Source organism: Bacteroides sp. AM54-2NS, from assembly GCF_003602935.1.
Taxonomy (GTDB): Bacteria; Bacteroidota; Bacteroidia; order Bacteroidales; family Bacteroidaceae; genus Bacteroides; species Bacteroides xylanisolvens.
This window is the reverse complement of record NZ_QTMZ01000005.1, coordinates 87,934-104,253: the sequence shown is the minus strand read 5'-3', so window position 1 is coordinate 104,253 and position 16,320 is coordinate 87,934. Positions and strand designations below refer to the sequence as shown.

Sequence of the window (16,320 nt, the reverse complement as noted above, 5' to 3'; positions counted from 1 at the left end):
GATAAATGAATAAATATAATGTGAAAGTCATGAATAATATAAGGAAAGCAGTTTATGGAATATGTATATTACTGTCTACTCTTTTGATGAGTAGTTGTAATAACGATGATTATCTGGTAGATGGAGGAATTAGTAACCCTTATTTTGATGGGAATGTGATGCAATATTTGGAGTCTCGTCCCGATTTATTTGAGGATTTGGTGAAAGTTATTAAACTAACGAAATGGAACGATATCTTGCGTAATGAAGAAGTTACTTTTTTTGCTCCTACAGATTTTTCTATTAATAAAAGTGTAGACCGTCTAAACTATTATTTGTACAATTATGAAGGGAAAGATCAGATCACAGACCTGTCACAAGTAAAGTCCGAAGTTTGGGAGGACCTTATCGGTATGTATGTAATGGAGGGTAAATACCGGTTGAACGATATTGCACAGATAGATACTACAGCAGTAAGTACGTATCCGGGACAGACCAACCTTACTTATGATAAAAGTTACAAGATGACTATGGGAGTCTGTTATGGGGATGCAAATGGAATTAAATATGCAGGTTATAGACAGATTATGTATGCCTATCAAGATTTTGGATATCCGCTATATGCTTATGTATCATCTTGTAACATAGAACCTCATAATGGTATCGTACACGTCATCAGGCTTGATCATTATCTTGGATTTAGTAGTTCGACTTTATATATGAAGGCGCTTGAAGCGGGGATTGATTATCCGGACAAGAACCGGATGATTGTTGGAAAAGAAGACGACGAAGAACACTTATTAAAAGAAAAGAATGATGAATAAAAGATATTGTGATAATTACAGAGGATGGTTGCATAAATCGATAGAGATGTTGTGTATGATTGCTTTGTCATTGGCTGTAGCCGGGTGCAATGCTGATGAAGAAGATTCTATCAAGGAAAATCCATATTCGGGCGGGCGTGAACCGTTGACTGTGAAACTGTTGTCGGAAACTCCTGAACCGGAGACTGCCGGACCTGGTACGAAGGTGACTTTCAGAACTGCAGGATTGGCTAAATATTCTAATAAGGATGAAAATAAATTCGATTTTGAATTTTATATATCTGATGAACAATGTGAGATTGCGGCTGCTACTGATTCTACATTAACTATCATTATACCGGAAAATGTAAGCTCGGGAACCACTTATTTAGTATTGGAGAATCAGATCTTTTACGGACCTTATTTTAATGTATCAGGTAGCGTATCTATTGATCAGGGATTTGAGTACTATAAGACTGGTCCTAGTTACGGCTCTATTTTTGCTTGTGTACCTTGGTCTGGTAATACACAACAAACTACAGAATTTTATCTGTGTGGTGATTTTGAGCAAAGTAAAAATAGCTGGTATGCTGGACTTTTGATGGTCAATAATGAAAAAGGATTAGTGAATTTTGGTACAGCTAATAAGTTTGCGCTTAAATATGGAATATATAGGCGTATATATGTTAATGATGGAAATACGACTTCTTCTTATGCTGCTAAGTTGAGTGGTATGGATTCTTGGAAAGCAGATAAAGAATCACCAAAAGCATTGTTATATGGTTGGTTTAATGATTATGAAAGATGGTCCTCTGTGACGTTGGATGGATTTAATTTTAGAAATGTGCTTTTAGTAAATAGCGATATGACAGTTCTGACGGAGAAGAGAAAATTTCCAGATCCTGATGGTAATATGAAAGAGATCAATATTCCGGTTTTTAATGGAGGTACAGACATGTTAAATGGAATTATACGTGCTTTCAGTACAACAGATGGAAAAATAATAGCTGTTACTAATTCTAGGTGGCATGTATACACGGACTATGAAAATACGACCTGTAGCGCGAACGGTAAGGCTATTATTCCGGCCGAGATATATACAAAAATTAAATCCGTGATGAGGATGGATGAATATGGTACTTTGGATTTGGAATATCGTCGGAGTAGCGTTAATCCAGAAGAAGAAGCATTGCCGGGAGCCGATGGAGAAATAAAAGATGCATGTATGACAAATGATGAGTCGATCATTATTGTCGGTGATTTGACGGCATTTGATGGTAAAGCTATTAATAATATTGTAAAGTTGGATAAGGATGGAATAATGGATGATACTTTCAGTGCGAATGTAGGTGCAGGTGCTGACGGAGAGATAAATAAAATAACTTATACCTCTTATGTTGATGGAGAAGGAATTGCACAAGAGCGTATTGTGATTGTGGGTGCTTTTACTACTTTTAATGGAAAATCAGTTCCAGGATTAGCGGTATTGAATGTTGATGGTACTTTTGATATGGAATTCGAACTAAAAGCAATGGAAGGCGGAAGACCTAATTTTGCGAAAATAGTTGATTTGACACCTTATTCAGACATACATAAACCACATCTTGTTATTTCCGGAACATTTAATAAATATGCAGGAATTACTCGTCAGGGATTCTTGATTTTAGATATGAAAGGTAATGCCATCAGGAATTTAATGTACCCGGCAGATTCTATGGAGAGCTGTACGATGTGCAATATTCCTTAACGTCAGATTACGCTAACGGATTATTGTTGACTGGTGACTTCACTTCTTTTGATGGTAAACGGATGAATAATATTGTGATGTTGAAAGTGGATGTGAAGAATGTAGTAAATAGAGGTATGAATGAGTAACCTTAAAATGAAGAGGAATAATATGAAAACAATGAACTACAAAACGATAAAAAAAGTGGTATGTAGGAGTATCGCGGGAATGTTGTTACTGTCTACCGTAAGTTGTGACGGTACAATGGAAGATTCGTTGCGCTATAATTATCCGGCATCAGGCTCCAATTATGATTCGGGACACGTATTACTCGTAGTGATGGATGGTGCTGCCGGGCGTTCGGTACAGTCAGCCAGAAATGCGGATAAGACTCCAAATCTGAAAACGATGATTGCTCACGCGATGTATACTGATTATGGATTGGCAGATGGAACCAATAAATTGCTTAATGATGAACAAATGACAGGAGCACGTGGATGGGCTAATTTGATGACAGGTAGCACTGCACATGGTATAAAGACAGAGACACAATTGGAGCAAGCCGGAACAGTGGATAATTTTTTGTCAAGACTGGTGGATGCTGGTGCTTCTGTCAGTATGTATGCAGCAAGCAATCAGTTTCACGCATCTTTTAGTTCAGATGATATGAATGCTCCTGCATTGGTAGGAGGAGATGAGGCTGTAAGAGAACATGTTTTGGAAGAACTACAATTACCACAAACCTCCGATTTGGTTGTTGCACAATTCAAAGGGGTAGTTGATGCGGCTGACGGAACTTTTTATAAAGATAATGGAGATCCGACAGAAGATGTATCAAATGCTATTGGAAAGTTGGATAGTTATATTGGGGAATTTTGGAATGCATTGAAAGAGCGTCCCGGCTATATTCGGGAAAGATGGCTGATTATAGTTACCTCTAATTATGGGGGGAGTTATTCATCTATAGAATCTCCTGCTACCCATTACGAAGATAGAACAAGAAATACGTTTACGTTGATGTATAATCCTGATTTGGAATCCACCGTACAAGTTACTCCGGGTAATTCTGCACTTGCTTATACTTTTTATACTCCTGTTTATTCATACGATAACCGATATCCGAATCCTGCAACGTATGCAGAATCAGCTCGATTAGGGAATTTGGAGATGGGAGAATTCGTCTTTGATCCAACGACGAAAGAAATATCTCCTATTACGATTCAATTTTTTTTGAGAGCAAGTACTTTAGGGTCCCAGAAATATATTATTTTGTCTAAGAGTACTGATATGAATGAAGATAATAAGGAAGCTAATGGATGGTTTTTTCATTTTAATCAGGATAAAAGTAATAGACGTATTTGTTTTGGATTCGGGGATAAAAGAGCAATTTTTCAGACTCAGAATGAAGATGTTCTTGAGCTTGATTGGAGAGAATGGCACGTCGTTACATTGACATTGGAGCCTGATCCTAAAAAGAAGGTGAATACATTGTTGAGTATATATTTGGATGGAAAACTTAATAACTCTAGCAGCCAGACAAATGCTAACATGGTGAAATGGTATGCTGCAACTCCTAGTTTGGCAACATCCAAACAAGCACCGTTACGCATCGGAGGTACTGAAAACAGGGATTCTCAAAACACCCAAAGGAATACTAAAGGACAGCAAGCAAAAAATTATATGTATCTGTCAAATCTCCAGATTTATGATAAAGCTTTGTCTGCAGAGGAGGTGGAATTATATGCCGGAAAGAATCAGCTACATAAATTAGCGGATGCATATCCACTTTGGAATAATCTGGTGGGGTATTGGCCTTGTGATTTGGAAGAAGATCAGTTGGAACCAATTATGAAGAATTACGCTAAAGATAATAAAGAAAACGACGATTCTGATGATTTTATCATAGATCGTGGTGTAGCTAATGCTTGGACATCGGGTAGTGAAATATCTTCAGGTATGCATCCTATTCCCGAATCAGACATAACATACTATAGTAAAACATTTAATACAGTAGACGTTTCGCGTCAAGTATTGTCTTGGCTCGGAAAGACTGTGCGATGGGATTGGAATATGGAAGGAAAAGCTTGGAAGTTAACTTATACCCAACTTTCAGACGAAAACAATTAATGCTTAAATTTTACAGAAAATGAAAGATAAGATAGTTTATGTGCTTCTGACCATAGGACTTGTGTGGGGAGCGATAGCGTGCGAAGATAAAGACTTTGAGGGAATTATCTCCAATACAGATGATTATGTGTCTGAGACTGGAGGCGATTATTACGAAGGAGGAGGCATTGATGTTAGTCATTATGATCGTGCGCGTGCTTTTCCCGGGCTAGTTGATACGCTGAAGGAAAGACGGCTTGAAGAGGCTATTGTAAAAATAGATTTGTCCCGTAATTCGATAGCTTCAGATAAAGTGAACTTGAAAGCAGTGCTCCCGCTATTTATAGTACTGGGTTATATGCGGGAGCGGGTGAAAAAATAACATTGACATTGGATGATGATGTGAAAGGATTGATTGTGCAGATTGGTGTTCATACACGTGACCTTTCTTCTTTGGTAGGAACTGCGTATTTAGAACGTGACGCAAAAATAACATCAGCTATGCCATTGTTCCAGGGAACAAATGAGATTCGTAATCCTTATGGTGGATATATTTGGATCAAGCGTACCGGAGCTAATAATCCTGATGCCCCAACGATTGCTGTGAAAGTAAAAGGAGCGTATGCAGCTCCTGACTATATACAGGGGGAAACTGATGCGGACGAGTGGATACAGAAAATAAATGAGACAACAGTACCATGGATAGAATTGCGGGGAGAGCAGATGGCTTTTTCAGTCCCTGTAAAATATATGAAGCAAAAAGTGCAAAAAGGCAAAGCATTTGTTACTCAAATGGAAGAGGCTCTTCGCATGTGGAATGACTGGATGCTTTGTTATAACGAATTTTACGGGCTTGATGGAGAAGATATGGAAAACTATCCGGACTTTCCTGTATTAGGATTTCCATTTAGAGAAGTGCTGGATGCGCACTTACTGACTGAACGTTTCTCATATTACAGTACGACCAATGTTGAACTGTTGTCTTCTGAAGAAGTAATTGATGCTATTACTGATCCCGAACAGATTAAGCAAAATGCAATGAATATTTGTCATATTATGGGATGGATACAGACAGATATGTATACCCCAACTTCTTTCCCTGTAAGTACTTTGGTAAGTTTTAAAGATATGTATCTACTGATGCCTAACTATTATTTTCTATATAAGAATAATTGGTGGGGAGAGACAAATACTTCTAAACTGTTTTCAGGAAGGAAACAAGGAACCAATGTTATGGCTAGTACTTCTTATCAGTTAATGTCATCAGCCTTTACAAATTTAGCGGCTTTTGCAAATGCGGACAGTTGTAAAATATTTAATAAAAATGTGGGAGAGTCTGTGAAATCAGATTATGGAAGTGCACAGACTTGGCCTGCTGTATTCTCTTTTTTCTCTGCTATATTGAGTTATAAGCAAGTTGATACAGATAAAGATGGTTGGAAATACTTCGGTTATCTCAATCGCTTTCTTAAAAAACAGAGTGAACTGTTTCCAACCTCTCGAAGATTGAATATTCAGGATGCTATGTTGACTTGTTTAACTACTTATTTTGAACGCGACTTTTCTCAATTATTTGATCGTTGGGGAATTATGGTAGGAGATGCACAGCGTGTAGAAGCTGCCAAGTATAAGCATGTGGAAAAACGTATATGGATTATAATCCATTAAAGAAAAATGAAACTGCAGTATTTGATGGAAAGGCATTTCAAACATTATCAGGGAAATATCCATACCTGCATTTACGTTCTGACTGGGCTGTAGTTGCTTATTCGGGTGAAGGAGATAACTTGAAGGCAAAAAATTACAGTTATAATTTCTCTGGTAACAAGCATTTGACTAATTTAGAAGATAATCCTGATAAATACAATGAGGCGTATTGTTCACCCTATAATCTTTTTGATAATGATCCTGCTACACTTTGGTCCTCTTATCACGATCCTTATACTGATGTAAAGTGGTTTGACGGAGAGCAGAAATATGCTTTTAAAGTAGACAAATTGTATTATGAAGCCAAGACCCCTGATTACCCTTATTCTCTAGTGGTTCAGCCAGGAAATGCGGGAATAGATATAGATGGAGTTTATGTGGCGTTTGGTGATTATGATTCCGAAGCATCTATTTATAATGGTGATGTGAAAGATTATCAGAAATATGATTTCCATCCTCAACATATTATGGTGGAGGTAACGAATGACCTGTTGAGTTATGATGATATAGATACGTTGTATACCAATATTAAAGATATTCAGTGGAGACGTGTGTATGATTCAAAAGATGATCCGAAAGGAGGGAAAGTAAATGGGCAGCAGTTTTGGCCGGATCGGCGCAATACATTCTATGTAGAATTTGCAAGACAGAGCGGAGTGACAGGAATCCGTCTTATTATGGATACAGATAGTCACGTGGCAAAAGATCGTCCCGCAAATTTTCCGATTGAAGAGAAACCTAACCGTCCGGAATTTGCTAACAAATACCTGAACCGTATACAGAAGATTGCAGAGTTTGGAACGTTTTATTTTAAGGAGGATTGATAAAAATGAAAACACAACAGATATGGAAATATGGCTTCTTGGTAGTAATGGTATTGGGAAGTGTACTGACTGCATGTACCAAATATGATACGCCTATGGAAGTGGAAGAGGAAGGCAAAACGGCAAGCCGTGCCTCTATTGAAAAGTATGTGCTTTGGATTAATCTCGATGGTGCTGGAGGAGGGGATTTGGCAAAAAATGCTTTTCCCGAGAATGGAACTATAAAGGGAATGCTTCCTCACAGTCGTTATTCTTGGAATGGGATGGAAGCGGAGCATGTGGAAGGAGAGAACTATGTATCTACAGCGGAAAATGCAATTGCATCCGCTTCGATGCTGACTGGCAATATACCTTTAAGACATGGGATGTCGGATAATACTTATCAGTCGGAACAAGTGTTTGATCCGGATTTTGACGAGTCATTGAAAGCTTATCCTGGCTTTTTTCAGTATATTACTGATTATAACAAATCAATGAAAACATTAGCTATTACACCATGGAAAACACTGAATGATAAATTATTGGATGAAGCAAGCGTAACATTCACATCTACTTCGGATGAGGAAACATTGAATAAAGCTTTGCAAAATATAGATGAAGAAAATAACCGGGTAATTTATCTTTCTTTTCGAAGTGTTTTAGATGCTGCAGTGAGTGGAGGAGGATGGAATACAGGAAATACCGCTTATGTGGAAGCTATGTCGAAGATGGATGATTATATAGGTCAGTTGCTGGACGCTGTTAGGGCGCGTCCGAATTATTATTACGAAGATTGGTTAGTAGTTGTTACTTCTAATCATGGCGGAACAGCTAATGGTACTTATGGAGGGATGTCTTTGGAAGAACGAAGTATGTTTGGTATTTTTTATTATGATCACTTTACACAGCCGAAAGAGATGAATCCGGGAGTAGTAGAAGATGTATTGTGTTTTGATCGGTCATTTTATGGGACAGTTATTGATTCCATAACTCGTACTCCAGACTTGAAAGATATTGCGACTATGCGCCAGATTTATTCGCCCGATTCATTAGATGGTGGAATGACTGTTGAATTCATAATGGCGGCAAGACCTTCTAATAGTCATAGCTATGTTCCTTGGAATCAGGATGGGATAAATATTCTTAGTAAAGGCAATTGGTATGTAAAATTAGATCATACTTATACTTCTGGAGCTGCTTCCTTTTTTGGACAAAGTGATGGGACTATGTCACAAAACGGTGCTGCTAATTTTCTGAATCCTATGGTTCACACGTTGACTTCTACCATGAAACTTTATAATTCAGAAGCATATATCGAGACGAAAGAAGAGACTGGTAATGAATATGACAAGGATGGTAATTATGTGGGTGGTGATCAATGGGGGAATATAACTCCTCCATATACAAGGTATATTCTAAGCGAAGAGGAAAACTGGCTTTATATAATTATTATGATGGGATAAAAAAAACGGCATCTGCTACTGTTATAGAAAAGGAGGTTGATAAGGAAAGTAGGTCTTTTATAGATAATTTCAATTTGGAAATTAATGGAGGAATGAGAAATTCATGCCGTTACATTCTAGAAATTCGTATTTGGAATAAAGAGTTTGCACCGGAGGAGGTTGTGAGTTACAGTAATAAACTGAAGTTGCCGGCTTCAGATCCTAATTATAAACATCTTATTGGTTATTGGCAGTTTTATAAGGGCGATAATGGACAATATATACAAGATGATTCGATTGTTGTCAATCAGATAAAGACAGTGAAGAAACGATTTGTAAAAAGCCGTACAATAGGTGCTGATGGCAAAGAAGTGGTAGAATATGAGTATAGGGATATACCGACGGAGGGTATTCGTTTGCGGAAGAAAATAATAGGTGCCGATGGTAGGAGTTATTATACCAATATTAAAAAAGAGGAAGGTGATATATTGCGGTATATGACTATGCCTAATACGCTATATCAGACGATGTTGGCCGATGGAAGAATGATGGAAAGTGTATTACCAGTGCCTGCCGTTCTGGAATGGATGGGAGTTCCTTTCCCAACTGAAACGACACGTGATCAGAAATTTAAGACCTCTAAATTGGATGGTGTGGCTAGCTCGTATGAAGCAGAGAGTAAAAAAGTGGTATGGCGTGGTATGTTCTTAGGAGATTATACGAAAGATTTGGAATGGCGTGATTATGACAAATAAGCTGTCCATACTTCATTAAGTAAAGAATATAAAAAAGAGCTGAGTATGTGTTGAAAGTTTGAGACATATTCGGCTCTTGTATGATATAAGCCAAAGTTGGCATAATTAAATGTTTCAGAATAGTTGAAAGTTATGATCTACTTTTATAGAAAGACTGTTATTGTATGGATGCTTGCTTGTATATTCGGCTGTATAGCAATAAATGCTCAACCTTCTTTGAAGGAACAGAAAGTGAAAGTTGAAAAGTGGGATAGAAAATTGAAGGTAATGCAGAGTCAATATAGTACCAATCGTTTGTCTCTGGGGAGAAAAACTACCCAAGTGTCAAATGACGATTTGGAGCAGTGGAGAGCATTTATATAAGGAAGCTGCAGACGATCGTTTGTCGGCGAAGATGGAGTGGCATCAACTAAGGAATATCTATAGAGAAACAACAGATAGCTTGAAAAAGGCTGAGTTAAAATCAATGGTACATGCATGGCTTAAAACTTTTCAGATTTTTGATGGACGATGTCGCTGTGCTTTAGACTACATAGCGCGTTTAGATGTTGATCGTATATTAACTCTGAATGAACAGAACAGGCTCTTCAAATAGCTAAATTGCAATTGGAGAAGGAAAAAGCGATGAAGGGAAATAAATCTGAAACAATAAGAAGGGCTGTTCTAAAAATAAAGAATGATTGTATCTCTGATTTGTATAAACAACTGGACACATTATCCGAATCAGAAAAAGATCTCCAACGTGATTCTATCGATTTAATATCTAAGGTCTTGGAGTATTATAAGAAAGCGACAATATGGGAGGATATTCCATAATTGTAGTAACCTCATGACGAAAAATATCGCTTTTTATCCGGAAGTTTTCTATTTACACAAAATGATGGACAGTGCCCTCTATATTCATCTTCTTTTTTAAGCGACCGCGTCTTACTCGAAATGAAGACATTTTAATATTTAGAAATTCTGCAATTTCAGCATGATTTTTCTCTGTACGTAATAGAAAGATGATATGAAAATCATCTTCTGTTAAAGAAGAATAGTTACTACGTAATTTTTCAGCGAAATTGGTTTGTGTCTTATTTATCCAATTTTCCGGTTTGCTCCAATTTCAATTTCCCGCCATTTGAAACGCTTCTTCAAAATTGGCATTTTCTGAAGCGCTGTTTTTTCAAGTATAGTTCTGTTTGCTTTTCTATCTGTTGTATCTTATTCTCATCACTGCTCTTAGACTTTGATTTTCCTTTGAAATACTTAGATCAAAAGGAGAATACATAATGCAATTAATATAACTACCACCATATTTGTTTCCCTCCTTCATAGGTGAATATCTGTTCTTCCTTCTTGGTTAAGTCCTTCAGTAAGTAAAGCACTTTGGAGGGGATTGAATCATAGGTTAAGACATCTCCTGCTGCTACTTTCTGTCCTAAAAAACAAGGATCATTTTGGGCAAAGTAGAAAAGCTCATAGAGATGTCTGGTTATGATTTTATAATATTTCCGTAAACGTTCGCTGGTGAAAGAATAGTGATGAATCATGTTGTCAATTAAAAAATGCGTAGCCTTATATTTCAGACTGTCTCCTTCATAATGTGATAATACTTTTATTAACTTCAGTGCGATTGGTGCTTGCATAATCTAACGCTATGTCTACACTGTCTTTATTTTTACAAGAGATAAAGACAAAGATAAATATCAGTGTTAAAATCAAAAATATTTTTGTCTTATTTTGCATGTTTAATAGAATTTGGTTGAACAAAGGTAGACTATTTACCACTGATTATTAAAGAATCATCACATTTTATATTGTAGATTTATTCTTCACATTTTCGCTGAAACTTATTGGAAAGGGAAAAGAGGGTGAAGAGGGAGAGGTTCATCCACTCTTTCATCCAAACAACTTAACAGGATTGATACTTAGAAAATCTTCTACTTTCATACCTCTCTCCAACCACCATTGTTGCCCTTTATATTCTTATTCTTTGTATTTCACAGCCACCGAAACCCTGTAATTGCCCGGAACGGGTGTATAAATGGGTTGGTGGGTAGTCCCTTTGTTTTGCAACTTCTTTTCTGCGATTAGTCTTTTAATATGGCGGTATGCAGTAATTTGTGTCATTCCGCAGAGGTACTGGAAGTCTTTTCGGGTGATAAGTTGGTTTTCTGCAAAATACTTTGTCAATTCCATATCTATCTCCACTTCAGAAAGCCCGGCAGAATGTGGCCTGTATTTCGAACGGTGGAATTCCATATCGGAAAGTTCGGCTTTCAGTTCTTTGTCTGCTTTGAATTTGATTGCTTTCAGTTTAACTTTATGCACTCGCTTATCTTTAGGATCCCGTATTTCTTCTTCGCAGGAAAGAGTTACTTGTAGATATCCCAATCCGTCGATATGCACCTTTTTCCCTTCTTTAAGGCACTGTGCCACTTCGTATTTCAGTTCTTCCAAAGTTGCTGTCACATCAGACGGGCTTAATGAACAGCGATCGTGAATCCGGTAAACCAGTTTTTTCGTATTTACTGTTTCATAACTAATCGGACGCGCATGATATCTTACCTTGTTTTTCTTCTCCTTCGGCATCGGAGTCTTATATAGTTCAAATTGTACTGCCATAGTCTTTCTTTTATCTTTAGATGTTTGTAGATTATCTTCCTGATGTTTCTTAATTTTCTTCTTGATATTTATTATTTATCATTGCTGTGATAAGTACTTATCATTAATGTGATATATACATGTCATTACTGTGATAAGATATTATCATTATTGTGATAAACTATAAATGTCCGCATCAAAGATAAGGTTTAATTAGGAGATAAACAAGAAACAATAAGGTAAAACGCAAGTATTTATAAAATAGAAGGAGTTAAAAAGTTGTAAATCCCATATTCCGGATATTATATTCGCATCCATTAAATACTAAAAACGAAATTTTATGGACAAGAAAAGTGTGCTGCTTTCATTATGGCAGAAGTTTGTAAACCGCTTTTATAAAGCGGAGAGTGTGAAGGATTACTGGAATACGCATCAAAGCCTTCGGTTAGTTGTTATGAAGAGCCTAAAGAGAGAAAGGAGATAAAAGAGAGGGATTCGCTTTCTAAAACGAAACAGTTGACTGAAAGTGTAGACCTTTTCTTGAAATCTCATTATGATTTTCGTTATAATGTTCTGACGGAAGAAACTGAATTTCGTTTATTGGAACGGATGAACGGGGAATTTCAGCCTGTCAATCAACGTGTGTTGAATACGATTTGCCTAGAAACGCATGAGGCTGGTATTGCATGTTGGGATCGTGATTTGTCGCGGTGTATTTATTCCACTCGTATAGCAGAATATCATCCTTCAGGCTGTATTTGGATGAATTGCCGAAGTGGGATGGGATAGACCGTGTGTCTGCATTGGCACGACGGGTTCCGAAAACCCGTTGTGGGAAAAAGGATTCCGTATTTGGATGTTGGGGATGACGGCACAATGGATGGGGGTAATGGGAGATCATGCGAACAGTGTAGCTCCCTTGCTTATCAGTACAGAACAGGGATATTTTAAATCTACCTTTTGTAAGTCTTTACTCCCTCCTGTACTTCGCCGTTATTATATGGATAAGGTAGATTTAACAAGTCAGGGGAATGTGGAGCGTAGACTGGCGGAGATGGGACTTCTCAATTTGGATGAATTTGACAAGTTTTCTCCTGCAAAAATGCCTTTGTTGAAGAATCTGATGCAAATGGCTTCATTGAGCCTATGCAAAGCATATCAGAAAAACTACCGCTCCTTACCTCGTATTGCTTCTTTTATTGGTACGTCTAACAGGAAAGATTTGCTTACTGACCCGACTGGTAGCCGCAGATTTATTTGCGTGGAAGTAGAGCGCCCTATTGATTGTGAAGCGATTGAATATGAACAACTTTATTCACAATTGAAAGTGGCAATCTTGTCAGGTCAGCGTTATTGGTTTACGAAAGAAGAAGAACAGGAATTGCAAAGGAACAATATGGCGTTTTACCGTCAAGGACCAGTGGAAGATGTACTGCGTGCTTGTTATCGATCGGCAGAAAGAGGAGAGGAGTGTGATCTTCTTTCTGCAGCTGATATATTTCAATGTTTAAAAAAGAGGAATCCTGCAGCTATGCGTGGTGCAAATCCGGCAAGTTTGGCGCAAATATTGGTAGCGGTGGGGATAGAACGTAAACATACTAAGTTTGGAAATGTGTATCGGGTGGTACCGATTTGTGGGTAATTATATATTTGCAGATCTGGCTACCAAGCAGATGGAAAATTATGGGCACTAATAGTAGGCGTTCGGGTGAATGGTCGGGTGAAGGATGCCCCTTCACCCGCTATCGCCTTGTGGTAGCGGGTTGTGAAGGGGAAGGAGAATTTGATTGTTTCTGAATCTGTTTGTGTTATTTTCCGGAAAGAGTGATTTCGGCAGCTTCCAATCCTTCTGAAATAGCTTTTAACGTGGACTTCCCTTTGGTTCCGTCGTTTTGCAATACGACAAGGCATTTACCATAAAATGCTTTCCGTTTATTGTCTTTGAAACGTTCCATTGAGTAAGGGGAACCGTTGTCTACGCCTGCGATAGAGATATTTCCGTTGACTTCAAAGCGCACAAGATTATCTGCATTCGGGCAGAGTGTTCCGTCTTTATCCAGTATTTCTACTGTGACGAAACTCAAATCTTTTCCGTCGGCTTTTATCGTGCGGCGGTCGGCTGTCAGGCGGATTTGCGTGGGTTCTCCGGCAGTACGGATTTCTTGTTCGAGTACCATCTGACCGTTTTTGCGGGAAATTGCTTTTACGGTTCCCGGTTCATACTTCACGCGCCAAGAGAGATGATACTCATTCTCTCCTTTCCTTTTTACGCCTTGCGATTTGCCGTTAACCAGCAGTTCCACTTCATCGGCGTTGTTGTAGTAAACCCATATATCGATCTCTTGTCCCTTCTCCCAGTTCCAGTGTGGGAACAAATGGAGAACCTTTTTATTTGTCCACTCCGATTGGTACATGTAGTATACATCTTTGGGAAATCCCGCCAGGTCGATGATGCCGAAGTAGGAACTACGGGCGGGATATTCGTAGGGTGTGGGTTCTCCGATATAATCAAAACCGGTCCAGACGTAGTATCCGGGGATGTGGTCCATTGTTTTCACCATATCCCAGCTTTTTTCGTGGGTACTGCCCCAGGGCACATGGCAATTGTCGTAGGAGGAACATTCTTTTAGCGGACGGTCGAATTTAGCCTTTTCGGCATGAGGGCGGATGAAAATGGAATCCGATGGCATTTCGTAATATCCGCGTGTCATCAGTCCGGAAGTGGATTCGGTAATCAACAGCTTTCGTCCGGGATATTTTTCGTTGAATTTCTCCCAGTTGTGGTTGTTGTAGTTAAAACCGATCAGATCCGGTGCCGGCGATTGGATTAACAGGTTGCGCGGTTCGGTTTCGTTGTTTGCAGTAGAGATGGGACGTGTTAGGTCCAATTTTCGCACGATCTCCGTCAAACGTGTAGTTAATAAGGTATAGGGGTGCTTGTCGCTCTGCTCTTTCACCTCTTCGGGAGTAAGTCTCAACTTAAATAATTGGTTGGCATATTCTACGCTTAGCGTGTCGCCAAAACTATCCGACCATTGTTCCCATATCTCGTTGCCGATGCTCCATGTAAATATGGAGGGATGGTTACGGTCGCGAAGTATAAAATCGGTCAGGTCACGTTCGTACCATTCCAGGAAATCATTGCTGTAATCATATTCCGATTTGGTTTTGCGCCACATATCAAACACTTCATCCTGTACGATAAAGCCCATGCGGTCGCACAGCTCCAACAGTTCGGGTGTTGGCGGATTGTGCGCCGTGCGGATACCGTTGCATCCCATCTCTTTGAGGATTTCCAGTTGACGCTCCAGCGCGCGGTAATTAACGGCAGCACCCAGACATCCCAGATCGTGATGCAGGCACACGCCCTTTATTTTCATGGATTTGCCATTGAGCGAGAAACCCTTCTCTGCATCGAAGGTAAATGTGCGTACACCGGTGGTTGTGTAATAGGTATCGGTAAGTTTGCCGTCCACTCTTAATTCTGTTTTTACCTGATACAGATAGGGCGTTTCGGGCGACCATAGCCGCGGGTTGTCCAGGGCAATGGTTTGCCGACAGATACCAGTGTATTCCGAAGATACACGTAGTGTTTCTACCGTTTTACGTATGGATTTGTTTTGCGCATCCAACAGAGTGGTACTGATTTCTACATCACAGGGAACGGTATTTTCGTTTTTAACGGTTGTGTTTATGACAATGTCGGCCTGTGTGGCTGTTACTTTAGGCGTTGTTACATACGTTCCCCACAGGTCGACGTGTACCGGATTTAGTACGGTGAGCCACACGTTACGATAAATTCCGCTTCCCGAATACCAGCGTGAGTTGGGTTGCCTGCTGTTGTCCGCTTTTACGGCAATTACATTGGGCTCGTCGAATTTGATGTAGGGCGTGAGGTCGTAACGGAACGAAATATATCCGTATGGACGTTTGCCCACCAATTGACCGTTGATATATACTTCAGAGTGCATATATACACCGTCGAAATCGATGCATATCTTCTTGCCCGCCAGTTTCTTACCTATGGTGAAGGTTTTGCGGTACCATCCTGTGCCGCCGGGCAATGCTCCTCCGCTAAATCCTGAAGGGTTCTTTTCGCTGAAATCTCCTCCGATCGACCAGTCGTGGGGAAGGTTCAGGGTTTTCCATGCTGCGTCGTCCAGTTGGGGCGATGAGACATCGGGCATTTCTCCCAAATGGAATCTCCAGCCGTCATTAAACTCGGTTCTACGCTCTTTCTCCTGTACTGTCGCCTGGCAGGCGCTAAGAAACAGGCAAACAAATAATAACAGATATATTCTATTCATATTGATCTTTTTTTAATTACAAATATATTTTTGTAGAGTGATTATCGTATAAGAATAACGTGGAAATGCATATTACTAACATTCCTAGGAGGGGATATTGTTG

Annotated in this window: 14 protein-coding genes and 1 pseudogene; 12 read left to right on the top strand and 3 right to left on the bottom strand. The window is 39.1% G+C overall.

The window, feature by feature from the left end; all coding sequences use genetic code 11:
• Positions 1–5 precede the first annotated feature (5 nt).
• From DXA05_RS04680 to DXA05_RS27065, 10 genes are all read left to right on the top strand, one after another.
• A complete protein-coding gene (locus DXA05_RS04680; protein WP_120143388.1) occupies positions 6–803 on the top strand; it encodes a fasciclin domain-containing protein in 798 nt (265 codons plus the stop codon).
• Positions 793–2,529 (top strand): DUF5008 domain-containing protein, encoded by a 1,737-nt coding sequence (locus DXA05_RS04675; RefSeq protein WP_284515423.1) that lies wholly within the window; start codon positions 793–795, stop codon positions 2,527–2,529. The genes DXA05_RS04680 and DXA05_RS04675 overlap by 11 nt, the downstream gene beginning before the upstream one ends.
• Complete coding sequence (locus DXA05_RS27090; RefSeq protein ID WP_284515422.1) at positions 2,514–2,657, top strand: hypothetical protein; 144 nt, start codon at positions 2,514–2,516, stop codon at positions 2,655–2,657. Before DXA05_RS04675 ends, DXA05_RS27090 begins: the two co-directional genes overlap by 16 nt.
• 22 nt (positions 2,658–2,679) lie before the next feature.
• Positions 2,680–4,635 carry a LamG-like jellyroll fold domain-containing protein gene (locus tag DXA05_RS04670; RefSeq protein WP_128858860.1) on the top strand — a complete coding sequence of 652 codons (1,956 nt, stop codon included), beginning with the start codon at positions 2,680–2,682 and terminating at the stop codon, positions 4,633–4,635.
• Positions 4,636–4,654: 19 nt separating this feature from the next.
• Positions 4,655–4,996, top strand: coding sequence for a hypothetical protein (locus tag DXA05_RS27085; RefSeq protein ID WP_284515421.1), 342 nt, complete (start codon positions 4,655–4,657; stop codon positions 4,994–4,996).
• Positions 4,997–4,998: 2 nt separating this feature from the next.
• Complete coding sequence (locus DXA05_RS27080; protein ID WP_284515420.1) at positions 4,999–6,282, top strand: M60 family metallopeptidase; 1,284 nt, start codon at positions 4,999–5,001, stop codon at positions 6,280–6,282.
• Entirely contained in the window at positions 6,264–7,145 is an 882-nt protein-coding gene (locus DXA05_RS27075; protein ID WP_284515419.1) for a hypothetical protein, read from the top strand. The genes DXA05_RS27080 and DXA05_RS27075 overlap by 19 nt, the downstream gene beginning before the upstream one ends.
• Before the next feature lie 5 nt (positions 7,146–7,150).
• Positions 7,151–8,587 carry an alkaline phosphatase family protein gene (locus DXA05_RS04660; protein ID WP_284515418.1) on the top strand — a complete coding sequence of 479 codons (1,437 nt, stop codon included), beginning with the start codon at positions 7,151–7,153 and terminating at the stop codon, positions 8,585–8,587.
• Positions 8,588–8,679: 92 nt separating this feature from the next.
• Positions 8,680–9,321, top strand: a complete 642-nt coding sequence (locus DXA05_RS27070; RefSeq protein ID WP_284515417.1) for a hypothetical protein — start codon at positions 8,680–8,682, stop codon at positions 9,319–9,321.
• 606 nt (positions 9,322–9,927) lie between these two features.
• Positions 9,928–10,137: a hypothetical protein gene (locus DXA05_RS27065; RefSeq protein WP_128858859.1), complete on the top strand. Its 210-nt coding sequence runs from the start codon at positions 9,928–9,930 to the stop codon at positions 10,135–10,137.
• A gap of 473 nt (positions 10,138–10,610) precedes the next feature.
• On the opposite strand, the gene DXA05_RS04650 is transcribed toward DXA05_RS27065, so the two are convergent.
• Complete coding sequence (locus DXA05_RS04650; RefSeq protein WP_128858858.1) at positions 10,611–10,952, bottom strand: hypothetical protein; 342 nt, start codon at positions 10,950–10,952, stop codon at positions 10,611–10,613.
• A 340-nt stretch (positions 10,953–11,292) separates the two neighbouring features.
• The gene (locus DXA05_RS04645; protein ID WP_004307636.1) at positions 11,293–11,931 is read right to left on the bottom strand and encodes an HU family DNA-binding protein; all 639 of its coding nucleotides are present in this window, start codon (positions 11,929–11,931) and stop codon (positions 11,293–11,295) included.
• 319 nt (positions 11,932–12,250) lie between these two features.
• Here DXA05_RS04645 and DXA05_RS26405 point away from each other — a divergent pair, with 319 nt between their 5' ends.
• Positions 12,251–12,394: a hypothetical protein gene (locus DXA05_RS26405; RefSeq protein WP_165861471.1), complete on the top strand. Its 144-nt coding sequence runs from the start codon at positions 12,251–12,253 to the stop codon at positions 12,392–12,394.
• Positions 12,331–13,552 (top strand): annotated as a pseudogene (locus DXA05_RS04640) (VapE domain-containing protein). The gene DXA05_RS26405 and the pseudogene DXA05_RS04640 overlap by 64 nt, the downstream one beginning before the upstream one ends.
• A 166-nt stretch (positions 13,553–13,718) precedes the next feature.
• Here the strand turns inward: DXA05_RS04640 and DXA05_RS04635 are convergent.
• Positions 13,719–16,217, bottom strand: a complete 2,499-nt coding sequence (locus tag DXA05_RS04635; protein ID WP_128858857.1) for a sugar-binding domain-containing protein — start codon at positions 16,215–16,217, stop codon at positions 13,719–13,721.
• Positions 16,218–16,320: the final 103 nt, after the last annotated feature.

Bases quoted from the DNA above. Each gene is read 5' to 3' on its own strand.
- DXA05_RS27085 (WP_284515421.1), top strand. From the start codon at position 4,655: ATGAAAGATAAGATAGTTTATGTGCTTCTGACCATAGGACTTGTGTGG.
- DXA05_RS27075 (WP_284515419.1), top strand. From the start codon at position 6,264: ATGGATTATAATCCATTAAAGAAAAATGAAACTGCAGTATTTGATGGA.
- DXA05_RS04650 (WP_128858858.1), bottom strand. From the start codon at position 10,952: ATGCAAGCACCAATCGCACTGAAGTTAATAAAAGTATTATCACATTAT.
- DXA05_RS04645 (WP_004307636.1), bottom strand. From the start codon at position 11,931: ATGGCAGTACAATTTGAACTATATAAGACTCCGATGCCGAAGGAGAAG.
- DXA05_RS27070 (WP_284515417.1), top strand. From the start codon at position 8,680: ATGAGAAATTCATGCCGTTACATTCTAGAAATTCGTATTTGGAATAAA.
- DXA05_RS04635 (WP_128858857.1), bottom strand. From the start codon at position 16,217: ATGAATAGAATATATCTGTTATTATTTGTTTGCCTGTTTCTTAGCGCC.
- DXA05_RS04670 (WP_128858860.1), top strand. From the start codon at position 2,680: ATGAAAACAATGAACTACAAAACGATAAAAAAAGTGGTATGTAGGAGT.
- DXA05_RS04660 (WP_284515418.1), top strand. From the start codon at position 7,151: ATGAAAACACAACAGATATGGAAATATGGCTTCTTGGTAGTAATGGTA.
- DXA05_RS04675 (WP_284515423.1), top strand. From the start codon at position 793: ATGATGAATAAAAGATATTGTGATAATTACAGAGGATGGTTGCATAAA.
- DXA05_RS26405 (WP_165861471.1), top strand. From the start codon at position 12,251: ATGGACAAGAAAAGTGTGCTGCTTTCATTATGGCAGAAGTTTGTAAAC.
- DXA05_RS04680 (WP_120143388.1), top strand. From the start codon at position 6: ATGAATAAATATAATGTGAAAGTCATGAATAATATAAGGAAAGCAGTT.